Source organism: Cupriavidus basilensis (genome assembly GCF_000832305.1).
GTDB lineage: Bacteria > Pseudomonadota > Gammaproteobacteria > Burkholderiales > Burkholderiaceae > Cupriavidus > Cupriavidus basilensis_F.
Genome location: NZ_CP010537.1, coordinates 175,517 through 194,435, shown reverse-complemented (window position 1 = coordinate 194,435; position 18,919 = coordinate 175,517). Strand labels below are relative to the sequence as shown.

Here is an 18,919-nt window from a genome sequence, read left to right as displayed (position 1 = left end):
GGGATGACCGAACCTATCACCGTGCGGCGCGTCGGCGCCGATGAGGCGGCCGCGTGCATCGAGGCGCTGGCCGATGTGCTGATCGATTGCGTGGCAGGGGGCGCGTCGGTGAGTTTCATGCTGCCGCTGCCACGCGAGAAGGCCCTGCAGTTCTGGCGCGGCGTGGCCGATGGCGTCGCGCGCGCAGAGCGCGTGCTGCTGATCGCGCAGGACGGCGAAGGGCAGATCCTTGGCACCGTCCAGATCATCCTGTCGATGCCTGACAACCAGCCCCACCGCGCCGACGTGGCCAAGATGCTGGTGCACCGCAAGGCCCGCCGCCGCGGCGTAGCGCAGCGGCTGCTGGCGGCCCTGGACGATGCCGCGCGCGAGGCGGGCAAGTCGGTGCTGGTGCTCGACACGGTGACCGGCGGCGATGCCGAGCGCCTGTACGCGCGCGCTGGATGGCAGCGCGCCGGCGTGGTGCCGAAGTACGCGCTGATGCCGGATGGCGAGTTCTGCGGGACCACGTTCTTCTACAAGCACCTCTGAGCGCATCGGCGCCATCGGCACGACCGACGCGACCGACGCGACCGACGCGTCAGATCATGACTTTGGCTGGCGACGCCGCCACCCGCATGGCCTGCGCCGCGATCTCGAAGGAGCGCAGGCGGGCCTCGTGATCGTGGATCTGCGCGGTGAGCATCAGCTCATCCGGCCGCAGGTCCTCGATGAAGGCGCGCAGGCCGTTGCGCACGCCTTCCGGATCGCCCACCACCGAGCACGCCAGCGAGCGCCGGATATGCGTGGCCTCGGTCTGCGTCCACATCAGCTCGATGTTGTCCACCGGCGGCCGGATCGGGCCAGGGCTGCCGCGCACCAGCGCCAGGAACTGCTGCTGCAGCGAGCTGAACAGCCGGCGCGCCTGCGCGTCCGAATCCGCCGCGAACACGTTGAGCCCCAGCATCACATGCGGCTTGGAGAGCTGCGCCGACGGCTGGAAGGTCGTGCGATACAAGTCCACCGCCTGGCGCATGAAGCCCGGCGCGAAGTGCGAGGCAAACGCGAAGGGCAGGCCCATCGCCGCCGACAACTGCGCGCTGAACAAGCTGGAACCAAGCAGCCACAGCGGCACCTTCAGGCCCGCACCGGGCACCGCGCGCAGGCGCTGGCCGGGACGCGGGTCGTCAAAGTAGGCCTGCAGCTCCTCCACATCCTGCGGGAAGGCATCGGCGGCGTCTTGCGTGGCGCTGCGGCGCAGCGCGCGAGCGGTGGACTGGTCGGTGCCGGGCGCACGGCCCAGGCCAAGATCGATACGGCCGGGAAACAGCGAGGCCAGCGTGCCGAACTGCTCGGCCACCACCAGCGGCGAATGGTTGGGCAGCATGATGCCGCCGGAACCCACGCGGATGGTGGACGTGCCGTTGGCAACGTAGCCAATCAGCACCGCCGTGGCGGCGCTGGCGATGCCAGGCATATTGTGATGCTCGGCCAGCCAGAACCGCTGGTAGCCCAAGCGCTCAGCGTGCTGGGCAAGCGCGAGCGAATTGCGCATGGCCTGGCCGGCGTCACCGCCTTCCACGATGGGCGACAGGTCAAGCAGGGAATAGGGGATCATGGCGAGCGACTGCGGCGCAGCAATTTATTGAACGATCACTATAGTAATCACCACTGGCGTCACTGGCAACGGAAAAATATAATGACCACTATGAAAAAGAGTGTTTCCGGTGCGGGCCGCGGGCGGCCCAGGCAGTTCGATCGCGACGAGGCGCTGGGCCAGGCCCTGTCGCTGTTCTGGCGCTATGGCTATGGCTCCACTTCGATCTCCGCGCTCACCGAGGCCATGGCCATCACCGCGCCCAGCCTGTACGCCGCGTTCGGCAGCAAGGAGCAATTGTTCTACGAAGCCGTGGACCGCTATGCGGATACCCACGGCGCGCTGCTCTACGCGCCGCTGCAAGGCGCTGGCAGCGCCCATGACGCCGTGCACGGCCTGCTCGCCGGCGCAGCCGCCTTGTTCAGCGCCAAGGGCAACCCCGCCGGTTGCTTCCTGATGACGGGCACCAGTTGCTCGGCCGACTGCGCCTATATCGAAGACACGCTGCGCCAGCGCCGCAAGGAAAAGGAGCAAGCCCTGCAGGCCTGCATCCAGCAGGGCATCCAGCGCGGCGAACTACCCGCCGGCACGGATGCACCAGCACTGGCCAAGTTCTTCAACACGGTCATGCAGGGAATGTCGATGCAGGCGCGCGATGGCGCGTCGCGCGCCGCGCTCGAAGCGCTGGCTGCTACCGCGATGCTGGCGTGGCCGGTAAAGGTGGTAAAGGCAGTAAAGGCAGTAAAGGCTGCAAGGAAGACCAGGCCGCGCGAAACCCAGGCAGCGTAACTGGCGGGTGCGGCATCAGGCCGCCGGCTCGGGCCGGCGCCACAGCCATGCCAGCACGCAGGCCATGCAGGCAATTGCCCCGTAGGCCAGCCAGGGCCGATGCATGCCGAACAGCAGCACGGCGCCGCAGATGCTCATGGCCGCCGTGGCGCTCCACTTGGCGCGGCGGCTCACCATGCGGCCGTTGTGCCAGTTGTAGAGCATCGGGCCGAACACGCGATGGCCAAGCAGCCACGCATGCAGGCGCGGCGACCCCTTGGCCGCGGCCCAGGCGGACAGCAGGATGAACTCGGTGCTGGGCAGGCCGGGCACGAACAGCCCGAGGATGGCCACCCCCAGGCTCAGCAACGCCAGCGCGGTCAGCAGCGCGCGTGCCGTGCGGGTACGCGCCAGCCGCAGCGGCGGATCGCCCGGGTTGGCGCCCGGCACCGGCGAAGCCGTATCGGCGTCATCCACGGCCGGTCACCGCGAATCTCGCTGTTGGCGCGGTTGGCGCCCTGGAGAGCGGTGCCTCGGCAGTGAAAGCCTGCAGGCGGCGGCAACCGCTACGGCAACGGCAACGGCAACGGCAGAAGGCATGTGGCAGTTCTCTCGGTTCTGGCAGAAGGCACGACTGGCACCATTGTCCACGCGGGCGATGCAGGTGGTCAACGCTTCTCATGGCAGGACGAGCAGGAAGACTTGCCAGGTACCGGACAGCGGGCAAGACCCCGCGGCTTGCAAGGACATGGTCCCTTTCCCGGCAGGGAATATATACTCCCCCATACTATATTTAAGGCGATGCCGTGAGCCATACAATCCGCGAAAAACAGAAGTTGCTGAACCGGGTGCGCCGCATCCGGGGCCAGATTGATGCTATCGAACGCGCACTCGAGCAAGAGCACGGCTGCGTGGACGTGCTGCAGCAAATCACGAGTTGCCGTGGAGCCATGAACGGCCTGCTGGCGGTGGTACTGGAAGACCACATCCGCACGCACCTTGTCGAAGCCGAGCCAGCCCATGGCGAGTCCGAAGGCGACGCCAGGGAGCAGCTCATCGAGGTGGTGCACAGCTACTTCAAATGAGCAGCCTGACTCACTCAGCCTATTGCCCGCTTCACGCTCGAATCGTCACGAAACTGCTCAAGCCTGCGGCTGCTTGGGCAACAACCAAGCAGATCGACCATGCATACACATGACATCACCCCGTGGACGCATACCCACGTATTCGACTCAGGCAACAAGGCTGCCGAGCGAGGAACGCGCCTCGTCATGCTGATCACCGCCGCGATGATGGTTGTGGAAATCGCCGCCGGCCTCTGGTTCAACTCGATGGCGCTGCTGGCTGACGGGTGGCATATGAGTTCCCACGCGCTTGCCATCGGATTGAGCGCCTTTGCCTATGCGGCGGCGCGGCGCTACGCGCATGACCATCGGTTCGCCTTCGGCACCTGGAAGATCGAGATCCTGGCGGGATTCGCCAGCGCGATCTTTCTTCTCGGCATCGCCGCCTTGATGGTCTTCGGGTCCGTGGAACGGATCTTCAGTCCGCAGGCCATTCACTACAAGGAAGCCATGGCAGTCACGGTCATCGGACTGCTTGTCAATATAGGATGCGCGCTGATACTGGGCGATGCGCATGCCCATGGCCACGCACATGGGCATGAGCATGGGCACCAACATGGACACGGTCATGGTCATGGCGGCCATCACCAGCATGACCTGAATTTGCGCTCGGCATACGTCCATGTACTGGCAGATGCCGCAACATCGGTGCTTGCCATTCTGGCACTCGCCGGAGGCTGGCTGCTCGGGTGGCGCTGGCTCGACCCGGTCATGGGCATCGTTGGCGCCGGGCTGGTCGGCGCATGGGCCTTCGGCCTGTTGAAACAAACCGGCGTCGTTCTGCTCGATCGCGAAATGGACCATCCGGTCGTGGATGAAGTACGCGAAGTGTTGCAGGCTTTCGATACCGGCGACGAGGGTGCCCGTGTTGCCGACCTTCATGTCTGGCGAGTGGGCAAGGAGACATTCTCCTGCCTTGTCAGTCTGGTGACTCACGACCCTGCGCTGACGGCAGCGCGCGTCAGGAGCGCCCTTGCAGTTCACGAAGAGCTCGTGCATATCACTGTGGAAATCCACCGCTGCGCGGATCGAGCGGATTGAGCGGATTGCACGGTGCGGGGCCGTGCACGCGCAAAAAACCCGCCGCGCGCGGCCCCGCTCGGTATACTCCGAGGCACGTTTATCTCATGCCTGCAGACCGCCCATCGTGTCCAACTCCTCCGCGCGCAAGACCGCCGCGCAAAAACCCGCCGCCGCCGACTACGATTTCACCGAGCAAGTCGGGCACCTGCTGCGGCGCGCCTACCAGCGCCACGTGGCGATCTTCCAGCAGACCATTGCCGACTCGCAGCTGACCGCGGCGCAGTTCGTGGTGATGTGCGCGGTCAACGAGCGCGGCTCGTGCTCGCTGAGCGAAATCGTGCGGGCCACCGCCATCGACCAGGCCACCGTGCGCGGCATCATCGAGCGCCTCAAGGCGCGCGAGCTGGTGGCCGTCTCGCACGATACCAACGACCGCCGCAAGGTCGTGGTCACGGTGACCCCGGCCGGCCATGCGCTGATCGAGCAAACCGTGCCGTTCGCGCACAAGATCTCCGAGCAGACTTTCGGCGACCTCAATCCCGCCGAGCGGGTGGCGATCACCTACCTGTTGCGCAAGATGAGCGAGTTCGACGAGCGCGACGAGCGCGGCAACGCAGCGGACGGCGAGCCAGAGTAAGCCCGCCTCAGGCGGGCTGGCCGGCCAGCGCCGCGAGCACCGCCTCCGGCGTGAAGGGCGCGCGCCGCAGCCGCACCCCCGTGGCATCGAACAGCGCATTGGCAATGGCCGGCGCGCCCGGCAGCGACGCGGATTCGCCCGCGCCCATCGGCGCTTCCTCCTGGCGCGGCATCAGCAGCACTTCGATGGGCGGCAGTTCGGTAAAGGTCAGCAGCGGATAGCTGCCCCATTCGCGACTGGCCACGCCGTTGGCGTCAAAGCGCACCTGCTCCTTGAGCACGCGGCCAAGCGCCTGCACCACATTGCCCTGCACCTGGTGGCGCACGCCGTCGGGGTTGACCATCATGCCGGTGTCTTGCGCCACCACCAGCCGCTCCACCACGATCTGGCCGGTATCGGGCGCGACCGTCAGGTCCACCACCCAGGCGGCCCAGGCAGCGCCGAAGCCCGGGAATTTGCTGTGGATATAGCGGGCATAGGCCACGCCGCGCCCACGCAGCAGCCCATCCGCATCCGGCCGGCCACGCGTGCCGCGCGCGCCTTCGCGCCAGCCGGCATGCGCCGCCAGCGCGCGCAGCAGGTCTGTTGCGCGCGCATCGGGCAGGTGGCGCAGGCGGTACGCCAGCGGATCGGCGCCGGACTCATGCGCGAGCTCGTCGATAAAGGACTCGTGCGCGAACACGTTTGGCAGCGCGGACACGCCGCGCAGCCAGGAGGCGCGCACGATGGCCGGCGTGTCGTCGCAACCGATGCGCGTGGCGGCGTACTGGTAAGGCGGCACCGCGGTGCGGTCGCCCATCTGCAACATGCGCGGCGCGTTGTCGACCACGCCGGTCAGCAGCAGCGCCAGCGTGGGCGCATCGTTGGACGGATAGCGGCTGACGAAATCGTAGGCCAGCAATTCGCCATCGGGGCCGATGGCGCCGCGCACGTCCATCAGCTGTGCCGCGCCCTTGGGCTCCCAGAGATGTTCCTGCTCGCGGCTGAGTTGCACCCGCACCGGGCGGCCTACCGCGCGCGACAGCAGCACCGCATCGGCGCAAACGTCGTCGGCGCAGTTGCGGCCATAGCAGCCGGCGGCCTCCATGCGCACGATCTCGATGCGGCCTTCATCCAGGCCGGTCAGGCGCGCCAGGTCGATGCGCAACACATGCGGGTTTTGCGTGCCGGACCAGACCGTGAGGCCATCTTCGCGGTAGTCCGCCACGGCGCACGACGGGCCGATGGAGCCGTGCATCTGGTAGGGCCACGTGTAGCCACGCGACAGTATCCGGTCAGCGGAGTCGAAGGCGCCTTGGGCGTCGCCCTCTTCCACCAGCGTGCGGCGTGTCGCGGGATTGGCGCGCAGCGCGGCCTCGGTGTCATCCGGCTCGCTGAGCGGGGGCAACGGCGGCGCCGGCTTCCAGTCCACGCGCAGGCGGCGCGCCGCCTGCATGGCCTGCTCCTCGCGCTGCGCCACCACGCCGATGAAATCGCCCTGCACCACCACGTCGACGACACCGCGCACGTCGCGGATCGACGCGCGGTCGACGCCGCGCAGGCTGGTGCCGACAAAGCCGCCGCTATCGCGCCCGGCGTAGGGTGGGCGCACCACGCGGCCGTGCAGCATGCCGGGCACGCGCACATCGTGCACGAAGGTGAGCTGCGCCGTGGCTTTGGGGGGAATATCCACACGCGGCGCGGCGCGCCCGACCACGCGGTATTCGCTGACCGGCTTGGTGGCAATGGCGTCAGCCAGGGGCAGCTCGATATGCTCGCCGGCCAGCAGGTCGCCGTAGGCCAGGCCTTCGGCGTTCTCATTGCCTGTTCCGCGCAAGCGCAGGCGGCCATCCTCTGCGATCAGCGCTTCGGGCGCCACGCCAAGACGCTGCGCCGCGCGCTCGCGCAGCCAGGCCATGGCCTGCGCCGCCGCGCGGCGCAGCGGCAGCGCCGAGATCTGGATGGTGGCGCTGGCAATGGTGGGGCCCTGGTTGGGCGTTGCCTCGGTATGGCCCAGCGTCATCGCCACACGCGCCGCCGGCACCTCCAGCTCCTCGGCCACGATCTGCGCGAGCGACGTGCGGATGCCGGTGCCCAGGTCAACGTGACCGTTGAAGGCCAGGATCTCGCCGGTGTCGCGCACCGCCACGAAGATGTCGGGCTGCGCGGCGATGTAGTCGGAGGCCGCGCCGGGCTGGCCGGGCGCGGGCCGCGGCGCGGCTTGCGGCGCGCGCGTCACCAGCAGCACGCCGCGCGCCTGCAGCAGGGCGTCGCGCTGCGCGCCCGGGGACATCGGCGCCGATGCGGGAAAAGAGGTGGACCGGGGTCCGCAGCCGGGTGTCGTTTCCATTCGTTCCATGTCTCAGGTAGGCACGCTGGCGGACTGCCGGATTCCGGCGCCGCCCGCCTTGACCGTTATACTGCCAGCCTCGAACAAGCAATACGTATCAAACATATGAGCACCCCGACCGCTAAGAAAAGCGCGGCAGCCGGAACCCGGGCCCGGCAAGCTCAGGACACCCGCGCCAAGATCCTCAAGGCCGCCATCAAGGTCTTCGCCTTGCGCGGCTACGAAGGCGGGCGCGTGGAGAAGATCTCCTCGCTGGCCAAGACCTACGACCGGATGATCTATTACTACTTCGGCAGCAAGGAAAAGCTGTTCGTCGAAGTGCTCGAAACCATCTACATCCAGCTCAACGAGGCCGAGCAGGCGCTCAAGCTCGACCCCGAGGATCCGGTGCGCGCGCTGACCCAGCTGATCGACTTCGTCTGGGCCTACTACCTCGATCATCCCGAGTTCGTCGCCATCCTGTCCAGCGAGAACATGAGCCAGGGCAAGCACGCCAAGAAGTCGAGCCGGCTCAGGGAGATCTCCAGCTACGCCCTGTCGGTGCTGGACGGCATCCTGGCGCGCGGCAAGGCTGCCGGGCTGTTCCAGCCCGATGTGCTCGCCCGCGATATCTACCTGGTGATCGCGTCGCTGGGCTACTTCTACAATTCGAATCATCATACGCTCAGCGCTTTCCTGGGCGAGCCCATGATGAGCAAGCCGGCGCTGGAGCACTGGCGCGATGTGATCCAGCGTACGGTGCTAAGCACGGTTTGCGTGCCGGGCACTGGTATCGCCCCGGCCGAGGCCGAAGCGGCGGCGCCCGCCGCCCGCAAGAAGCCGGCACGCGCCAAGCGCACCTGAGCCTCGCATCCGGCGGTCATCAGCATCGCCGAATGCCTTTCCCTTAAGCCGTGGCTGTGGCCGTAGCCCGCGCCAGCATCGCCAGCGCTTCGTCGCGCGGCATCACCGTGGCGTTCTTCTGCGCCATGTCGAACAGGTTGGCATCGTGCGGCCCGATGGCGCGGTCGCCCACGCAATCGGACAGCACCAGCGGGCGCAAGCCGTACGACATGGCATCGACCACGCTGGCGCGCACGCAGCCACTGGTCACGCAGCCCGCCACCAGCAGCGTCTGCACGCCGCGCTGGTTCAGCCACGCGGCCAGCGAGGTGCCGAAAAAGGCGGATGGCACGGTCTTGCGCACCACCAGTTCACCCGCGCGCGGCGCCAGTTGCCCGACGATGGCGCTGTTGTGGCTGTCTTCCTTCAGGGCCAGCAGGCCGGGCACCTTCTGCGTGAAGATGTTGTGGTCGCTGTCGTCGTCGGCAAACACGATGCGGCTGTGCGCCACCGGCCAGCCCTGCTCGCGCGCCGTGGCCAGCAGCGGCACGGTGTTGGCGATGGCCTGGGGGATATTGCCGCCGCCAAAGACGGCCGGATCGGCGAAGCCGTTGACGAAGTCGATGATCAGCAGGCCGTAAGGTGCCTTGGGTTCCAGCGCGGCGCCGAAGCCCTGGCGCTGGTAGGTTTTCACTTCATCATGCATGGATGGCTCCCCTGGCATCTCGTTGCTGCTCTTGCTGCTCTTGCCGCTCTTGCTGGTATTCGTGATCCAGCAGCTTTCCTTGTTCAACCACCGCCTCGCCGTCCAGCCGAACCGTGCAATGGCGCACGGGGATATCGATATGGCAGGCCGTCGTGCGGCTGCCGCCGGCTTCGTTGTTCGGGCCGAAGGAGCACAGGAAGTTGCCTTCGAACGCGCGCGCATCCATGCCGATGGTGGCCTCGCGGTCATACATGGCGAGCGTGGACCAGCGCGCGCGCGGCTGCAGGCCCCAGCCGATATGCGACATGGCGTAGGCCTCGGGGTCGTTGAACGAGGCCATATAGTCACTCAGCAGCTCGGCATCCAGCCCGCCTTCGATGCGGGTGACATAGCCCTTGCCCACCGTGATGTCGATCGGCGCCTGCACATAGGATTTCATCGGTAGCAGGATATCGCCGCGATCGAGCACGATGCGCCCATTGGTGCCGCCCTCGTCCGGCCAGGTCAGCACGAAGCCGCTTGGCCAGTGGTCCCAGCGGCCCGGCTCATCGACAAAGCCGTACTCGCTGATGGCGGGAAACTCGCCCAGCGCGCAGCGCAGGTCGGTGCCGGCATCTGACGTGATGTGCATCTCCCGCGCGCGCGCCAGCCGCGCCGTGGCGGCTTTCACGCGGGTGCGGTCTCCTTCGGTGGGCACCAGCCGCACCAGCACCTCGGGCGGCTCCACGGCCAGCAGGATCTTGGTGCCGCCGGAGAGGATCTCGTGCTGCTCGGGCGAGAACAGCAGCGTCATCAGGTCCAGCACCAGGTCGCTGGCCTTGAGCGCGGCGATGGCGGCCGGGTTGCCGGTCAGCGGCGTCGTGCCGAGATAAGCCAGCGCGTCGCGGCTGAGCGCCTTGTCTGCGTTGACGGGCGGCAGGTCCAGCCGGTTGACGATGGCGCCCATCGCCGTGGCCGCCATCTGCGCCGTGCGCAGCGTTTGCGGATGCGTGGCGGCGCCGGTCAGCACCGTGACCGTCTGGCCCGGCTCCAGTTTTGACAGGGTGAGCACCTGGCGCCATGCCTGGGTCAGGTCGTGATCGCTTACTGGCATGTGTTCTCCTTTCTGGTGAAGCGGGCAGCTCAGGCGGCAGCCTGGTCCTGCAGCAGCGGCGCACCGAGGAAATCGCCGAAGGCGCGGTAGAAACCCGCCTCGTCGTCCCACGGGATCATGTGGCCGGCATCCGGCACGCGCGCAACCTGCACGGCAGGCAGCAAACCGCGAATTTCCTCGATGTCTTCGGCGCGGATCACGTCGCCGCGGCCGGCCACCATCAGCAGCGTGGGAACCCGTACCGAGGGCATGTCGGCATGCACGTCATCGCGGTGGAAGTCCTCGAAGCTCGTGACGATGGCGCGCTCGTCGCAGGTGTGCAGCCACTCGGCGCGCAGGCGCAGTTGCGCATCCGTCCAGGTCGGGCAGAAGCGGCGCATGCCTTCGGCATCGATGCCCTGGCGCGCCAGGCGGATGGAATCCACGTACCACGGCAGCTGCGAGGGATAGGCGCGCCGTCCCGGCCCGGAGACGGGCGGGTCCACCATCACCAGCCGGGTCAGCCCGGCCGGATTGCCGCGCGCGGCGCGAATGCCGATGCGCGCGCCCATGGAATGGCCAACGATGGCATAGCGCGCCAGGCCGAGCGCCTGCGCAAAGGCGACCACATCCGCCGCCTGCGCGTCCAGGCCGTAGTCCAGCGCATCACTGGCCTCGGACAGGCCACGTCCACGCACATCCAGGATATAGGTATCGAAGTGCTTGCCGAACTGCTCGCCGACAAAGCCCCAGGTGACCGCCGGGCTGGTGATGCCGGGCACGATCACCACGGCATCGCGCTGCGCGCGCGCGCCGGCGCTGCCGCCGTAGCGCAGGTAATGCTGGCGAATGCCATTGGCGAACACATTGCCGCCGTGGAGAAACTGGCTCATTGCTGGGCTCCCTTTACCGAAGACGTGATCAATAGGCACCCGACAGCAGCGCACCCGCGCCGGGCACGACCGGCTCCAGGTCGAGCTGCTTGAGGATGGCGTAAGTGGTGGCAATGGCGGCCGTGATCACGGGCTTGCCGGTCATGGCTTCCACCTTGGCCACTGCCGGCAGGGACGGCATCTGCACGCAGGCGGACAGCACGATGGCGTCCACATCCTTGGTGTTCATCTGCGCGACGATGCCGGGCAGCCTGGCGGGGTCGTGGCGGCCCACTTCGAGGTTGTCGGGGATTTCCAGCGCGCGCCAGTCCACCACCTCGTAGCCTTCGTTGCGGATGTAGTCCACCACCAGCTCGGTCAGCGGCTTCATATAAGGCGCGACCACGGCGATGCGCTTGGCGCCGATCACCTTGAGCGCGTCAATCAGCGCGCCGGCGCTGGTGATCACGGGCGCGTCAGCGCCGTTGGCGGCGGTATGGGCCTGCAGGCGCTTCTCTGAAACGCGATGGTAGCCGTGGCCCATCGCCATGATGGCCACCAGGCAGGCATAGCCCAGCACGTCGACGCGGGCGTCGCTCAGTTCCAGCGCGCAGCGGTCGGACTCGGCGTCCATGGCCGCCAGCTCTTCCTTGACCACCTTCTTCATGCGCATGCGGCTGGAGTGGAAGGTGAAGCGTTCGGGGCGCACCTGCTGGCGCAACGTCAGCATCGCCGGGATCTCGGTTTCCATGGTGGTGTTCGAGCTCGGCACGATCTGGCCGATACGGAAAATTTTTTGCACTGTCGACTCCGTCATCTGTCTGTTCTGTCCACCCGCCCTGGCGCCCGTCGTACCGGAGAGGCGCCCTGCACGGCCGGACCGGAGCCTTCACCGGTCTCCGTGTCCTGCGAATGATTGTAGTGTACACACGTTATTTTCACAACAAGACGCTCGACCAGGCGCGACGCACGATTTCAGTGCCCACTTCATGAATAAACCCCTCATATGGTGCTCCATTTCACGGTTTATGGGCATCAACACGGAGCAATCACTTTGGCATAAGGGTTTTCCATAGGGGCGGCACGTCCTTTCTTTACAAGCAAATTTCTAGTGTGTACACTCGATTTACCGATTGGCCAGACGGCCACGTCAGACCCACATCACACCGCCAGGAGAAATATCGTGCAAGGCAAACCACGGATCGCAGTGATTGGCGCCGGACTGGGGGGGACGGTTGCGGCCGCCCTGCTGCAGCGCGCCGGATTCCAAGTCAAGCTGTATGAGCAGGCTCCGGCGTTCTCGCGCCTGGGCGCCGGCATCCACGTCGGGCCCAACGTGATGAAGGTCATGCGCAGGATCGGACTCGAAGATGCGCTCAACGACATGGGCTGCCACCCGGACTACTGGTACAGCCGCGACTGGCAAAGCGGCGAGGTCGTTGCCCAGATCCCGCTTGGGCGTTATGCGCTGTCGCATTACGGCGCCAGCTACCTGACCGTGCACCGTGGAGATTTCCATGCCCTGCTGACCGAGGCGGTGGCGCCCGGCACGCTGCTGTTCGACAAGAAGCTGGCCAGCGTGGAAGACCTTGGCCACGTGGTGCGCCTGAGCTTTGCCGACGGCACGGTGGACGAAGCCGACATCGTGATCGGCGCTGACGGTGTGAACTCCCGCATCCGCGAAACACTGCTGGGCGCCGAGCCGCCCAAGTACACCGGCTACGTGGCGCACCGCGCCGTGTTCCCGATCGCGCGCGTCAAGGGCTTCACCCATGACCGCTGCACCAAGTGGTGGTCCGACGATCGCCATATGATGGTGTACTTCGACACCAGCAAGCTCGACGAGATCTACTACGTCACCGGCGTGCCCGAGCCCACGTGGGACATGACCAAGAGCTGGCTGCCCAGCAGCATCGAGGAAATGCGCGCCGCGTTCGACGGCTGGCATGAAGGTGTGCAATCGCTGATCGAAGGCACCGTGGAAGTGACCAAGTGGCCGTTGCTGGAGCGCGACCCGCTGCCGGTGTGGAGCCGCGGCCGCCTGGTGCTGCTGGGAGACGCCTGCCACCCGATGAAGCCGCATATGGCGCAGGGCGCGGCCATGGCCATCGAAGACGCTGCCATGCTGACGCGCTGCCTGCAGCAGACCGGGCTGTCGGACTTCAGCGCCGCGTTCTCGCTGTACGAAGCCAACCGCGCCGAGCGTGCCGGCAAGGTGCAACTGGTCTCGCATAACAACACCTGGCTGCGCACCAACGAGAACCCGGACTGGTGCTTCGGTTACGATGTGTTCAACGAGCCGCTGGTGGAAGCCGGGCGCGTGGCCGCCGCAGCCTGAGCCACGCCCCGGCCAGACCGCCGGGTGCCTTCCGGGGCCCCGGCCCCGAGCGAGTGATGTTCTAAAACGCCCCCTGCCCCCCGATGAACACGCCCCGCCCCCTGTGCCTCCGGGTCAACCGGACCACGTACCAGCTCGATGCCGAGGTCGATCCCGACACGCCGCTGCTCTACGTCCTGCGCAATGACCTCGCCTGCAACGGGCCAAAGTACGGCTGCGGGCTGGGCCAGTGCGGCGCATGCACGGTGCTGGTGGACGGGGTGGCGGCGCGCTCCTGCGTGATTCCCGTGAAAGCGGTGGCGCAGCGCGCCATCACCACGCTCGACGGGCTGGCCACCGGCGGGCAGCCCGACCCGGTGCAGCAAGCCTTTATCGATGAGCAGGCCGCGCAGTGCGGCTATTGCCTGAACGGCATGATCATGACCGCCAAGGCACTCTTGGCGGAAAACCCCGACCCCAGCGAGGCGCAGATCCGCGAGGCGCTGCGCTTCAACCTTTGCCGCTGCGGCACGCACGTGGAGATCCTGCGCGCGGTGCAACGCGCCGCCGTGCTGCTGCGCCAGGCCGCCGGCCAGGATGGCGCGGCATGAGCGGGCGCGACGACCTCGTCATGGCGCCGGCCAGCCCCGGCGCATGGCAGCCGCCGCCCGAGCGGGAGTGGCTGGCCGGGCACGTCATCCGCCCGCCCGTGCTGGCATGGCAAACCGGCACGCTGCTTAGCGCCCGCCTGATCGGCTGCGATGAGACGGCCGCGCGCGCTCTGCCTGGCGTTGCCACGGTATTGCGCCGGGGCGACTTTCTCGGCATCGCTGCCGATACCGCGCCACAGGCGCTGCAAGCCGCCCACGCGCTGCGTGCCCGCTGGCAAGCCCCGCCGAAAGCGGCAGCCTCGGGCTTGCCGCTCGCCCGCCGCATCGTTGCCGAACACGGCGACGCCGCGCAGGCCATGGCGGATGCCGCCGGCCGCAGCGCGCAGGACTATCCATGGCCACTCGCCGGCCTGCAAGCCGCCGGCTGCTCCGCGATGGCGGAATGGCGCGACGGCGCGCTGCGCGTGTGGCTGCCCAGCCGCCGCCCCGGCGCGTTGCGGGCCGAACTCGCCGCCCTGCTCGGCATCGGCGAGGACCGCATTACCTTGATCTGCTGGCAGGCTCCGGGCCACGACGAAGATCCCCTGTACGCCCACCACGCCGCCGCCGATGCCGCCCTGCTGGCGCATTCGGCCGGGCGAGTGGTGCGCGTGCGCGTGGAGGCGCATGAACTTGGCGCCACGCAGGCGGTGGTCAACACCCACATCGAAAGCGCCTGGACACGCGATGGCGAAATCGCCGCCTATGCCGTCAATACGGCCGTGGATGCGCGCGGCAGCGCTGCGGTCATGCATGCGCCGCCGCTGGCCTTGTGGCTGACCCGCACGACGGCGCCGGTCACCGAAATAGAGCCGCAAGCATCCGCTGGAGGCGACACGCGCGACGACGCCATCCTGCCCCCCTACCGCTTTGACAGCCTGAGCGTGACGCAGGCCGACCTGCCGGGACAGCCGCGCGTGGAGAGCACGCCGGCGCAGGCAGCGCGCGCCCACGTGTTCGCGCATGAGTCGCACCTGGACGAAGTGGCGGCAGCTAGCGCGCAGGATCCCGTGGCCTTGCGGCTGCGCCATCTCGACGACACGCGCGGCGCTGGCCTCGTGCGCCGGGTCGCGGCGCAGGCCAACTGGCAGCCACGCGGCGAACGCCCGCAAGCGCAACAGAACGTACGGCGCGGACGCGGCTTTGCGTACGCCAGCACCATTGAAGCCGGGCTGGCCGATGGCGGCCAGCCCGTGCACAGCTGGTCGGCCTGGGTGGCGGAAGTCGAAGTGGATGCCACCACCGGCGAGGTCAGCGTCACCGGTGTCACGCTAGGACACGACAGCGATGCGGGCGAACAAGGCGGGGTCGATGCCGTGGCCTTGCAGCAGGAGGCCGCGCGCGCCGCGCAGCAACTCACCGTCGACGGCAGCCGCTCCGATAGCTGGCCCGCCGCCAACCTGCCCGCGGTACACGATGCCAGCCTGCCGGCGCTTGCCACCGCGCAATTGCCGGAAGTGCGCGTTGGCGGCGCGCTGCGCCCCGCCAGCGCCACGCTCGGCACGAGCGCGGCTGTCACCCTGCCCGCCGCGCCGGCCGTGGCCAATGCCATCTTCGACGCCACCGGCGTGCGCCTGCGCGAGCCGCCCTTCAGCGGCGAACGCATCCGGCTTGCGCTCGCCGCGCAGGCCAATCCCGAGAGCACACCCAAGCGCGGTGCCGCCCGCAAGCGCAACTGGCTGCTGGCCGGCGCCACCGCCGCGGCCGGCTTGTTTGTCACGGCCATGCCATGGCGCGCGCCCATCGCCCCGGTGGCCCCGCCGGGGGCCGGCTTCTACTCGGCCGCGACCATCGAGCGCGGCCGGCTGGTAGCGGCGGCCGGGGATTGCGCGGTCTGCCATACGGCGCCCAACGGCGCGCGCAACGCGGGCGGGCTGGCGCTGGACACCCCATTCGGCACCATTTACAGCACCAACATCACGCCCGATGTCGAGACCGGCATCGGCAACTGGTCCTACGCGGCGTTCGAGCGCGCCATGCGCCAGGGCATTCATCGCGATGGCCGGCATCTTTACCCGGCGTTCCCCTACACCGCCTTTGCCAAGACCAGCGATGGCGATCTGCAAGCGCTCTACGCTTACCTGATGGCCGCCGAGCCGGTGCGCGCCAAGGCGCCCGAGACCGCGCTGGCCTTCCCCTACAACCTGCGCCCGCTGATGGCGGGATGGAACCTGCTGTTCCACAGCCCAAAGCCATTCGAGGCCGATCCGGCCCGCTCGGCGCAGTGGAACCGTGGCGCGTACCTGGCCGAAGGGCTGGGCCACTGCAGCGCCTGCCATTCGCCGCGCAACGCGCTGGGCGCCGAGCAAGGCGGGCGGCGCTATCTTGGCGGCGGCGAGGCCGAAGGCTGGGAAGCGCCCGCGCTGGGCAAGCTGTCGCACGCGCCGGTGCCGTGGACGGAGCAAGCGCTGTTCTCCTACCTGCGCACCGGCTACGCCCCGCATCACGGTGCGGCGGCCGGGCCGATGGCGCCGGTAATCGAAGAGCTGGCGCTGCTGCCCGAGGAGGATGTGCGCGCCATCGCGCACTATGTGGCATCGTTCGGCGACGCGCAGCCCGATGCGGCGTTAGCCAGCGCACAGGCGCGCCAGCTTGAGCAACGCAGCGCTGACGCCGCGCGCACGCTCGGGGGACCCGCCGCGCGCCTGTACCAGAATGCCTGCGCGGTCTGCCACCAGAGCGACCAGGGCATCAGGCAATTCGGCATCAAGCCGTCGCTCGCGCTCAATACCAATCTGCACGGCGACAAGCCGGACAACCTGATCCGCGTGCTGCTGGATGGCATTCCCACGCCGGGGACCAGCGATCTGGGCTATATGCCAGCCTTTGGCGAGAGCCTGGACGACCGTCAGCTGACGCAACTGGTGCACTACCTGCGCAAGCGCTTCGCCCCCGACAAACCCGCCTGGGACAACGTGGACGATACGCTCGCGCGGCTGCGCGCGGCTCCCGCTCACCGGCCCAATCACCAACCCAATCATTAAGCAGGCCCCGATCAATACCGGTCCTGCCTGAAGCCACCAGTCCGCCATTTTTCCGGCAAGCCACCTTGCCGCAGCCGCCTGCCGCGCGTACCCGCTGAGTACGCCGCACGGCAGGGGGAAAACCCCGAGGAGAAAACCACCACCACGCTCTTGCCAGCTTTTTTTATGTAGCTTACGCTGAACCATAATGTAGCGGGCACTACATGAGTGCCGGATGAAGGAAAGCGGTGCCGCCCCTGCACAAGGACGGCGCGTAACACCCCGGCCAGCCCGCCGGAAACCATAAGAAGACAGCCATCCATCACTGAACAGGCCTGGCCCGCTGCTTGCATGGCAAACAGCACAAGCCAGCCGCCCGCGGCGGTGGCAAAGACACACACACGGTAGACAACGGCAAACAGTAAAGGAGTGAACATGTCGTATCAGTATCCAGACGGCGCGGCGGGCGTACTACCCGCGGCGGCCGAGCCAGACATCTACCGCAAGGTGACCTGGCGCCTGATCCCGTTTTTCTGCGCCTGCTATCTCGCCGCCTATCTCGACCGCATCAACGTCGGGCTGGCCAAGCTGCAGATGCTGGACGACCTGCACTTCAGCGAGACGATCTACGGGCTAGGCGCGGGCCTGTTCTTCGTGGGGTACATCCTGTTCGAGGTACCCAGCAACCTGGTGCTGCAAAAGGTGGGGGCGCGCCTGTGGATCGCCCGCATCATGGTGACGTGGGGCTTGCTGTCAGGGGCGACCATGTTCGTCACCACGCCAACGCAGTTCTACGTGCTGCGCTTCTTGCTGGGCGCGGCCGAGGCCGGCTTCCTGCCCGGCGTGCTGCTGTACCTGACCTACTGGTTCCCCACCCACAAGCGCAGCAAGATCATCGCGCTGTTCATGATGGGCCTGCCGCTTGCCAGCATGATCGGCAGCCCGCTGTCCGGCTGGATCATGACCGCTTTCGCCGGCATGCACGGCTGGGCCGGCTGGCAGTGGCTGTTCTTCCTCGAGGCCATTCCCTCGGTGCTGCTGGGCGTGATGGTGTTCATCTACCTGCCCAACGGCATCAAGGACGCCAAGTGGCTGCAGGCCGACGAAAAGCGCACGTTGCAGCGCAACCTGGACACGGACGTGCTGGTGGAGAGCAACCACTCGCTCATGGCCGCCTTCACCGATCGCCGCGTGTGGATGCTGGGCCTGATCGACATGTGCCTGCTGATGGGCACGTACTCCATCGGCTTCTGGATGCCCACCATCATCCGCGACTCCGGCGTGGCCAGCCCGTTGCACATCGGCCTGCTCACCGCCATCCCGCACGCCGCGGCGGTGATCGGGATGCTGCTCAACGGCGCCCACTCCGACAAGACGCGCGAGCGCCGCTGGCACATTGTGCTGCCCACCCTGGCAGGCGCCGCCGGCCTGGTCGGCAGCACCTTCGTCACCGGCTCCACCTCCGCCACCTTGGTGATGCTGACGGTGGCCAACGTAGGCATCGTGGCGACGTTCCCGGTGTTCTGGTGCCTGCCATCCACCTTCCTGAGCGGCACCGCGGCCGCCGCCGGCATCGCGCTGGCCTGCTCCATCGCCAACCTGGGCGGGTTCGCGGCCACCTACCTGCTGGGCTGGCTGAAGGACACATTCCACAGCCCCAGCGCCGGCCTGATCCTGTTCGCAGGCTGCCTGGTGGCGAGTTGCTTCCTGGTGCTGGCGATGCCGGCCAAGGTGGTCAACCGCTAGCCTGGATCAAGCCCGTGCCGGAGCCGCCGAACGGGCAAAATCCGCGCGCCCTGACGACGGCTGTCTCTCCCTCTCCCCTCAGGGGGAGAGGGCCGGGGAGGTTCCTGGGTAGGGGTGGCTTAGCTAGGAGCCACTTGAAGCGAAGCCCGTGGGGTTATCCAGCACGCTGGCATGACGAGCGCCCGCCCTCTCTCCCAACCTCTCTCCCGCGCGCGGGAGAGAGGAGCAGGACAACGTAGATCCGGATTTGTCAGCAATCTGAGCTCCCGAGGAATCGGGAGCTTTTTTTGTGGATTTTTATGCGCTTTTCCGCT

General features: G+C 67.6%; 18 protein-coding genes. 10 read left to right on the top strand and 8 right to left on the bottom strand.

Annotation, left to right across the window (positions count from 1 at the left end):
• Positions 1-3: 3 nt before the first annotated feature.
• Positions 4-531, top strand: a complete 528-nt coding sequence (locus RR42_RS21690) for a GNAT family N-acetyltransferase (protein ID WP_043357564.1) — start codon at positions 4-6, stop codon at positions 529-531.
• Between the two features lie 49 nt (positions 532-580).
• On the opposite strand, the gene RR42_RS21685 is transcribed toward RR42_RS21690, so the two are convergent.
• Positions 581-1,597, bottom strand: coding sequence for an LLM class flavin-dependent oxidoreductase (locus tag RR42_RS21685; protein ID WP_043352909.1), 1,017 nt, complete (start codon positions 1,595-1,597; stop codon positions 581-583).
• Positions 1,598-1,678: 81 nt separating this feature from the next.
• Between RR42_RS21685 and RR42_RS21680 the strand changes: the two genes are divergently transcribed.
• Complete coding sequence (locus RR42_RS21680; RefSeq protein ID WP_052494848.1) at positions 1,679-2,365, top strand: TetR/AcrR family transcriptional regulator; 687 nt, start codon at positions 1,679-1,681, stop codon at positions 2,363-2,365.
• A 15-nt stretch (positions 2,366-2,380) separates the two neighbouring features.
• Here RR42_RS21680 and RR42_RS21675 read toward each other — a convergent pair whose 3' ends face one another.
• Positions 2,381-2,821 carry a YbaN family protein gene (locus RR42_RS21675; RefSeq protein WP_043352906.1) on the bottom strand — a complete coding sequence of 147 codons (441 nt, stop codon included), beginning with the start codon at positions 2,819-2,821 and terminating at the stop codon, positions 2,381-2,383.
• Between the two features lie 329 nt (positions 2,822-3,150).
• Here RR42_RS21675 and RR42_RS21670 point away from each other — a divergent pair, with 329 nt between their 5' ends.
• The 3 genes from RR42_RS21670 to RR42_RS21660 all read left to right on the top strand — a co-directional run bounded on the left by RR42_RS21670 (position 3,151) and on the right by RR42_RS21660 (position 5,128).
• Entirely contained in the window at positions 3,151-3,429 is a 279-nt protein-coding gene (locus RR42_RS21670; protein ID WP_043352904.1) for a metal/formaldehyde-sensitive transcriptional repressor, read from the top strand.
• A 99-nt stretch (positions 3,430-3,528) separates the two neighbouring features.
• Positions 3,529-4,509: a CDF family Co(II)/Ni(II) efflux transporter DmeF gene (dmeF, locus tag RR42_RS21665; protein ID WP_043352901.1), complete on the top strand. Its 981-nt coding sequence runs from the start codon at positions 3,529-3,531 to the stop codon at positions 4,507-4,509.
• A 106-nt stretch (positions 4,510-4,615) separates the two neighbouring features.
• Positions 4,616-5,128, top strand: a complete 513-nt coding sequence (locus tag RR42_RS21660) for a MarR family winged helix-turn-helix transcriptional regulator (protein WP_043352899.1) — start codon at positions 4,616-4,618, stop codon at positions 5,126-5,128.
• A gap of 7 nt (positions 5,129-5,135) precedes the next feature.
• Here RR42_RS21660 and RR42_RS21655 read toward each other — a convergent pair whose 3' ends face one another.
• Positions 5,136-7,400 carry a xanthine dehydrogenase family protein molybdopterin-binding subunit gene (locus RR42_RS21655; protein WP_043352897.1) on the bottom strand — a complete coding sequence of 755 codons (2,265 nt, stop codon included), beginning with the start codon at positions 7,398-7,400 and terminating at the stop codon, positions 5,136-5,138.
• A 162-nt stretch (positions 7,401-7,562) separates the two neighbouring features.
• Between RR42_RS21655 and RR42_RS21650 the strand changes: the two genes are divergently transcribed.
• A complete protein-coding gene (locus RR42_RS21650) occupies positions 7,563-8,300 on the top strand; it encodes a TetR/AcrR family transcriptional regulator (protein WP_043352895.1) in 738 nt (245 codons plus the stop codon).
• Positions 8,301-8,343: 43 nt separating this feature from the next.
• Here RR42_RS21650 and RR42_RS21645 read toward each other — a convergent pair whose 3' ends face one another.
• The 4 genes from RR42_RS21645 to RR42_RS21630 are packed head-to-tail and all read right to left on the bottom strand — an operon-like array spanning position 8,344 to position 11,731.
• On the bottom strand, positions 8,344-8,985 hold the full coding sequence (locus RR42_RS21645; protein WP_043352892.1) for an N-carbamoylsarcosine amidohydrolase: 642 nt from the start codon (positions 8,983-8,985) through the stop codon (positions 8,344-8,346).
• Positions 8,978-10,078: a 2,5-dihydroxypyridine 5,6-dioxygenase gene (locus RR42_RS21640; protein WP_043352891.1), complete on the bottom strand. Its 1,101-nt coding sequence runs from the start codon at positions 10,076-10,078 to the stop codon at positions 8,978-8,980. The genes RR42_RS21645 and RR42_RS21640 overlap by 8 nt, the downstream gene beginning before the upstream one ends.
• Positions 10,079-10,107: 29 nt before the next feature.
• Entirely contained in the window at positions 10,108-10,950 is an 843-nt protein-coding gene (locus tag RR42_RS21635; protein ID WP_043352888.1) for an alpha/beta fold hydrolase, read from the bottom strand.
• Positions 10,951-10,978: 28 nt separating this feature from the next.
• Positions 10,979-11,731 (bottom strand): Asp/Glu racemase, encoded by a 753-nt coding sequence (locus RR42_RS21630; RefSeq protein ID WP_043352885.1) that lies wholly within the window; start codon positions 11,729-11,731, stop codon positions 10,979-10,981.
• A gap of 381 nt (positions 11,732-12,112) precedes the next feature.
• On the opposite strand from RR42_RS21630, the gene RR42_RS21625 reads away from it, so the two are divergent.
• From RR42_RS21625 to RR42_RS21615, 3 genes are all read left to right on the top strand, one after another.
• Positions 12,113-13,267 carry an FAD-dependent monooxygenase gene (locus RR42_RS21625; RefSeq protein ID WP_043352882.1) on the top strand — a complete coding sequence of 385 codons (1,155 nt, stop codon included), beginning with the start codon at positions 12,113-12,115 and terminating at the stop codon, positions 13,265-13,267.
• 83 nt (positions 13,268-13,350) lie between these two features.
• Entirely contained in the window at positions 13,351-13,857 is a 507-nt protein-coding gene (locus tag RR42_RS21620) for a (2Fe-2S)-binding protein (RefSeq protein WP_043352880.1), read from the top strand.
• Positions 13,854-16,880, top strand: a complete 3,027-nt coding sequence (locus RR42_RS21615; RefSeq protein ID WP_052494847.1) for a c-type cytochrome — start codon at positions 13,854-13,856, stop codon at positions 16,878-16,880. Before RR42_RS21620 ends, RR42_RS21615 begins: the two co-directional genes overlap by 4 nt.
• 11 nt (positions 16,881-16,891) lie before the next feature.
• Here the strand turns inward: RR42_RS21615 and RR42_RS39820 are convergent, their stop codons facing one another.
• The gene (locus RR42_RS39820; RefSeq protein ID WP_144409916.1) at positions 16,892-17,296 is read right to left on the bottom strand and encodes a hypothetical protein; all 405 of its coding nucleotides are present in this window, start codon (positions 17,294-17,296) and stop codon (positions 16,892-16,894) included.
• On the opposite strand from RR42_RS39820, the gene RR42_RS21610 reads away from it, so the two are divergent.
• Entirely contained in the window at positions 17,295-18,605 is a 1,311-nt protein-coding gene (locus RR42_RS21610) for an MFS transporter (protein ID WP_043352878.1), read from the top strand. The two genes, RR42_RS39820 and RR42_RS21610, sit on opposite strands and share 2 nt — an antisense overlap.
• The last annotated feature ends 314 nt before the right edge of the window (positions 18,606-18,919 follow it).

Excerpts from the sequence above, each read along its gene's own strand:
- RR42_RS21635 (WP_043352888.1), bottom strand. The coding sequence starts at position 10,950 with ATGAGCCAGTTTCTCCACGGCGGCAATGTGTTCGCCAATGGCATTCGC.
- RR42_RS21640 (WP_043352891.1), bottom strand. The coding sequence starts at position 10,078 with ATGCCAGTAAGCGATCACGACCTGACCCAGGCATGGCGCCAGGTGCTC.
- RR42_RS21615 (WP_052494847.1), top strand. The coding sequence starts at position 13,854 with ATGAGCGGGCGCGACGACCTCGTCATGGCGCCGGCCAGCCCCGGCGCA.
- RR42_RS21655 (WP_043352897.1), bottom strand. The coding sequence starts at position 7,400 with ATGTCCCCGGGCGCGCAGCGCGACGCCCTGCTGCAGGCGCGCGGCGTG.
- RR42_RS21680 (WP_052494848.1), top strand. The coding sequence starts at position 1,679 with ATGACCACTATGAAAAAGAGTGTTTCCGGTGCGGGCCGCGGGCGGCCC.
- dmeF (WP_043352901.1), top strand. The coding sequence starts at position 3,529 with ATGCATACACATGACATCACCCCGTGGACGCATACCCACGTATTCGAC.
- RR42_RS39820 (WP_144409916.1), bottom strand. The coding sequence starts at position 17,296 with ATGTTCACTCCTTTACTGTTTGCCGTTGTCTACCGTGTGTGTGTCTTT.
- RR42_RS21685 (WP_043352909.1), bottom strand. The coding sequence starts at position 1,597 with ATGATCCCCTATTCCCTGCTTGACCTGTCGCCCATCGTGGAAGGCGGT.
- RR42_RS21610 (WP_043352878.1), top strand. The coding sequence starts at position 17,295 with ATGTCGTATCAGTATCCAGACGGCGCGGCGGGCGTACTACCCGCGGCG.
- RR42_RS21620 (WP_043352880.1), top strand. The coding sequence starts at position 13,351 with ATGAACACGCCCCGCCCCCTGTGCCTCCGGGTCAACCGGACCACGTAC.
- RR42_RS21690 (WP_043357564.1), top strand. The coding sequence starts at position 4 with ATGACCGAACCTATCACCGTGCGGCGCGTCGGCGCCGATGAGGCGGCC.
- RR42_RS21645 (WP_043352892.1), bottom strand. The coding sequence starts at position 8,985 with ATGCATGATGAAGTGAAAACCTACCAGCGCCAGGGCTTCGGCGCCGCG.
- RR42_RS21650 (WP_043352895.1), top strand. The coding sequence starts at position 7,563 with ATGAGCACCCCGACCGCTAAGAAAAGCGCGGCAGCCGGAACCCGGGCC.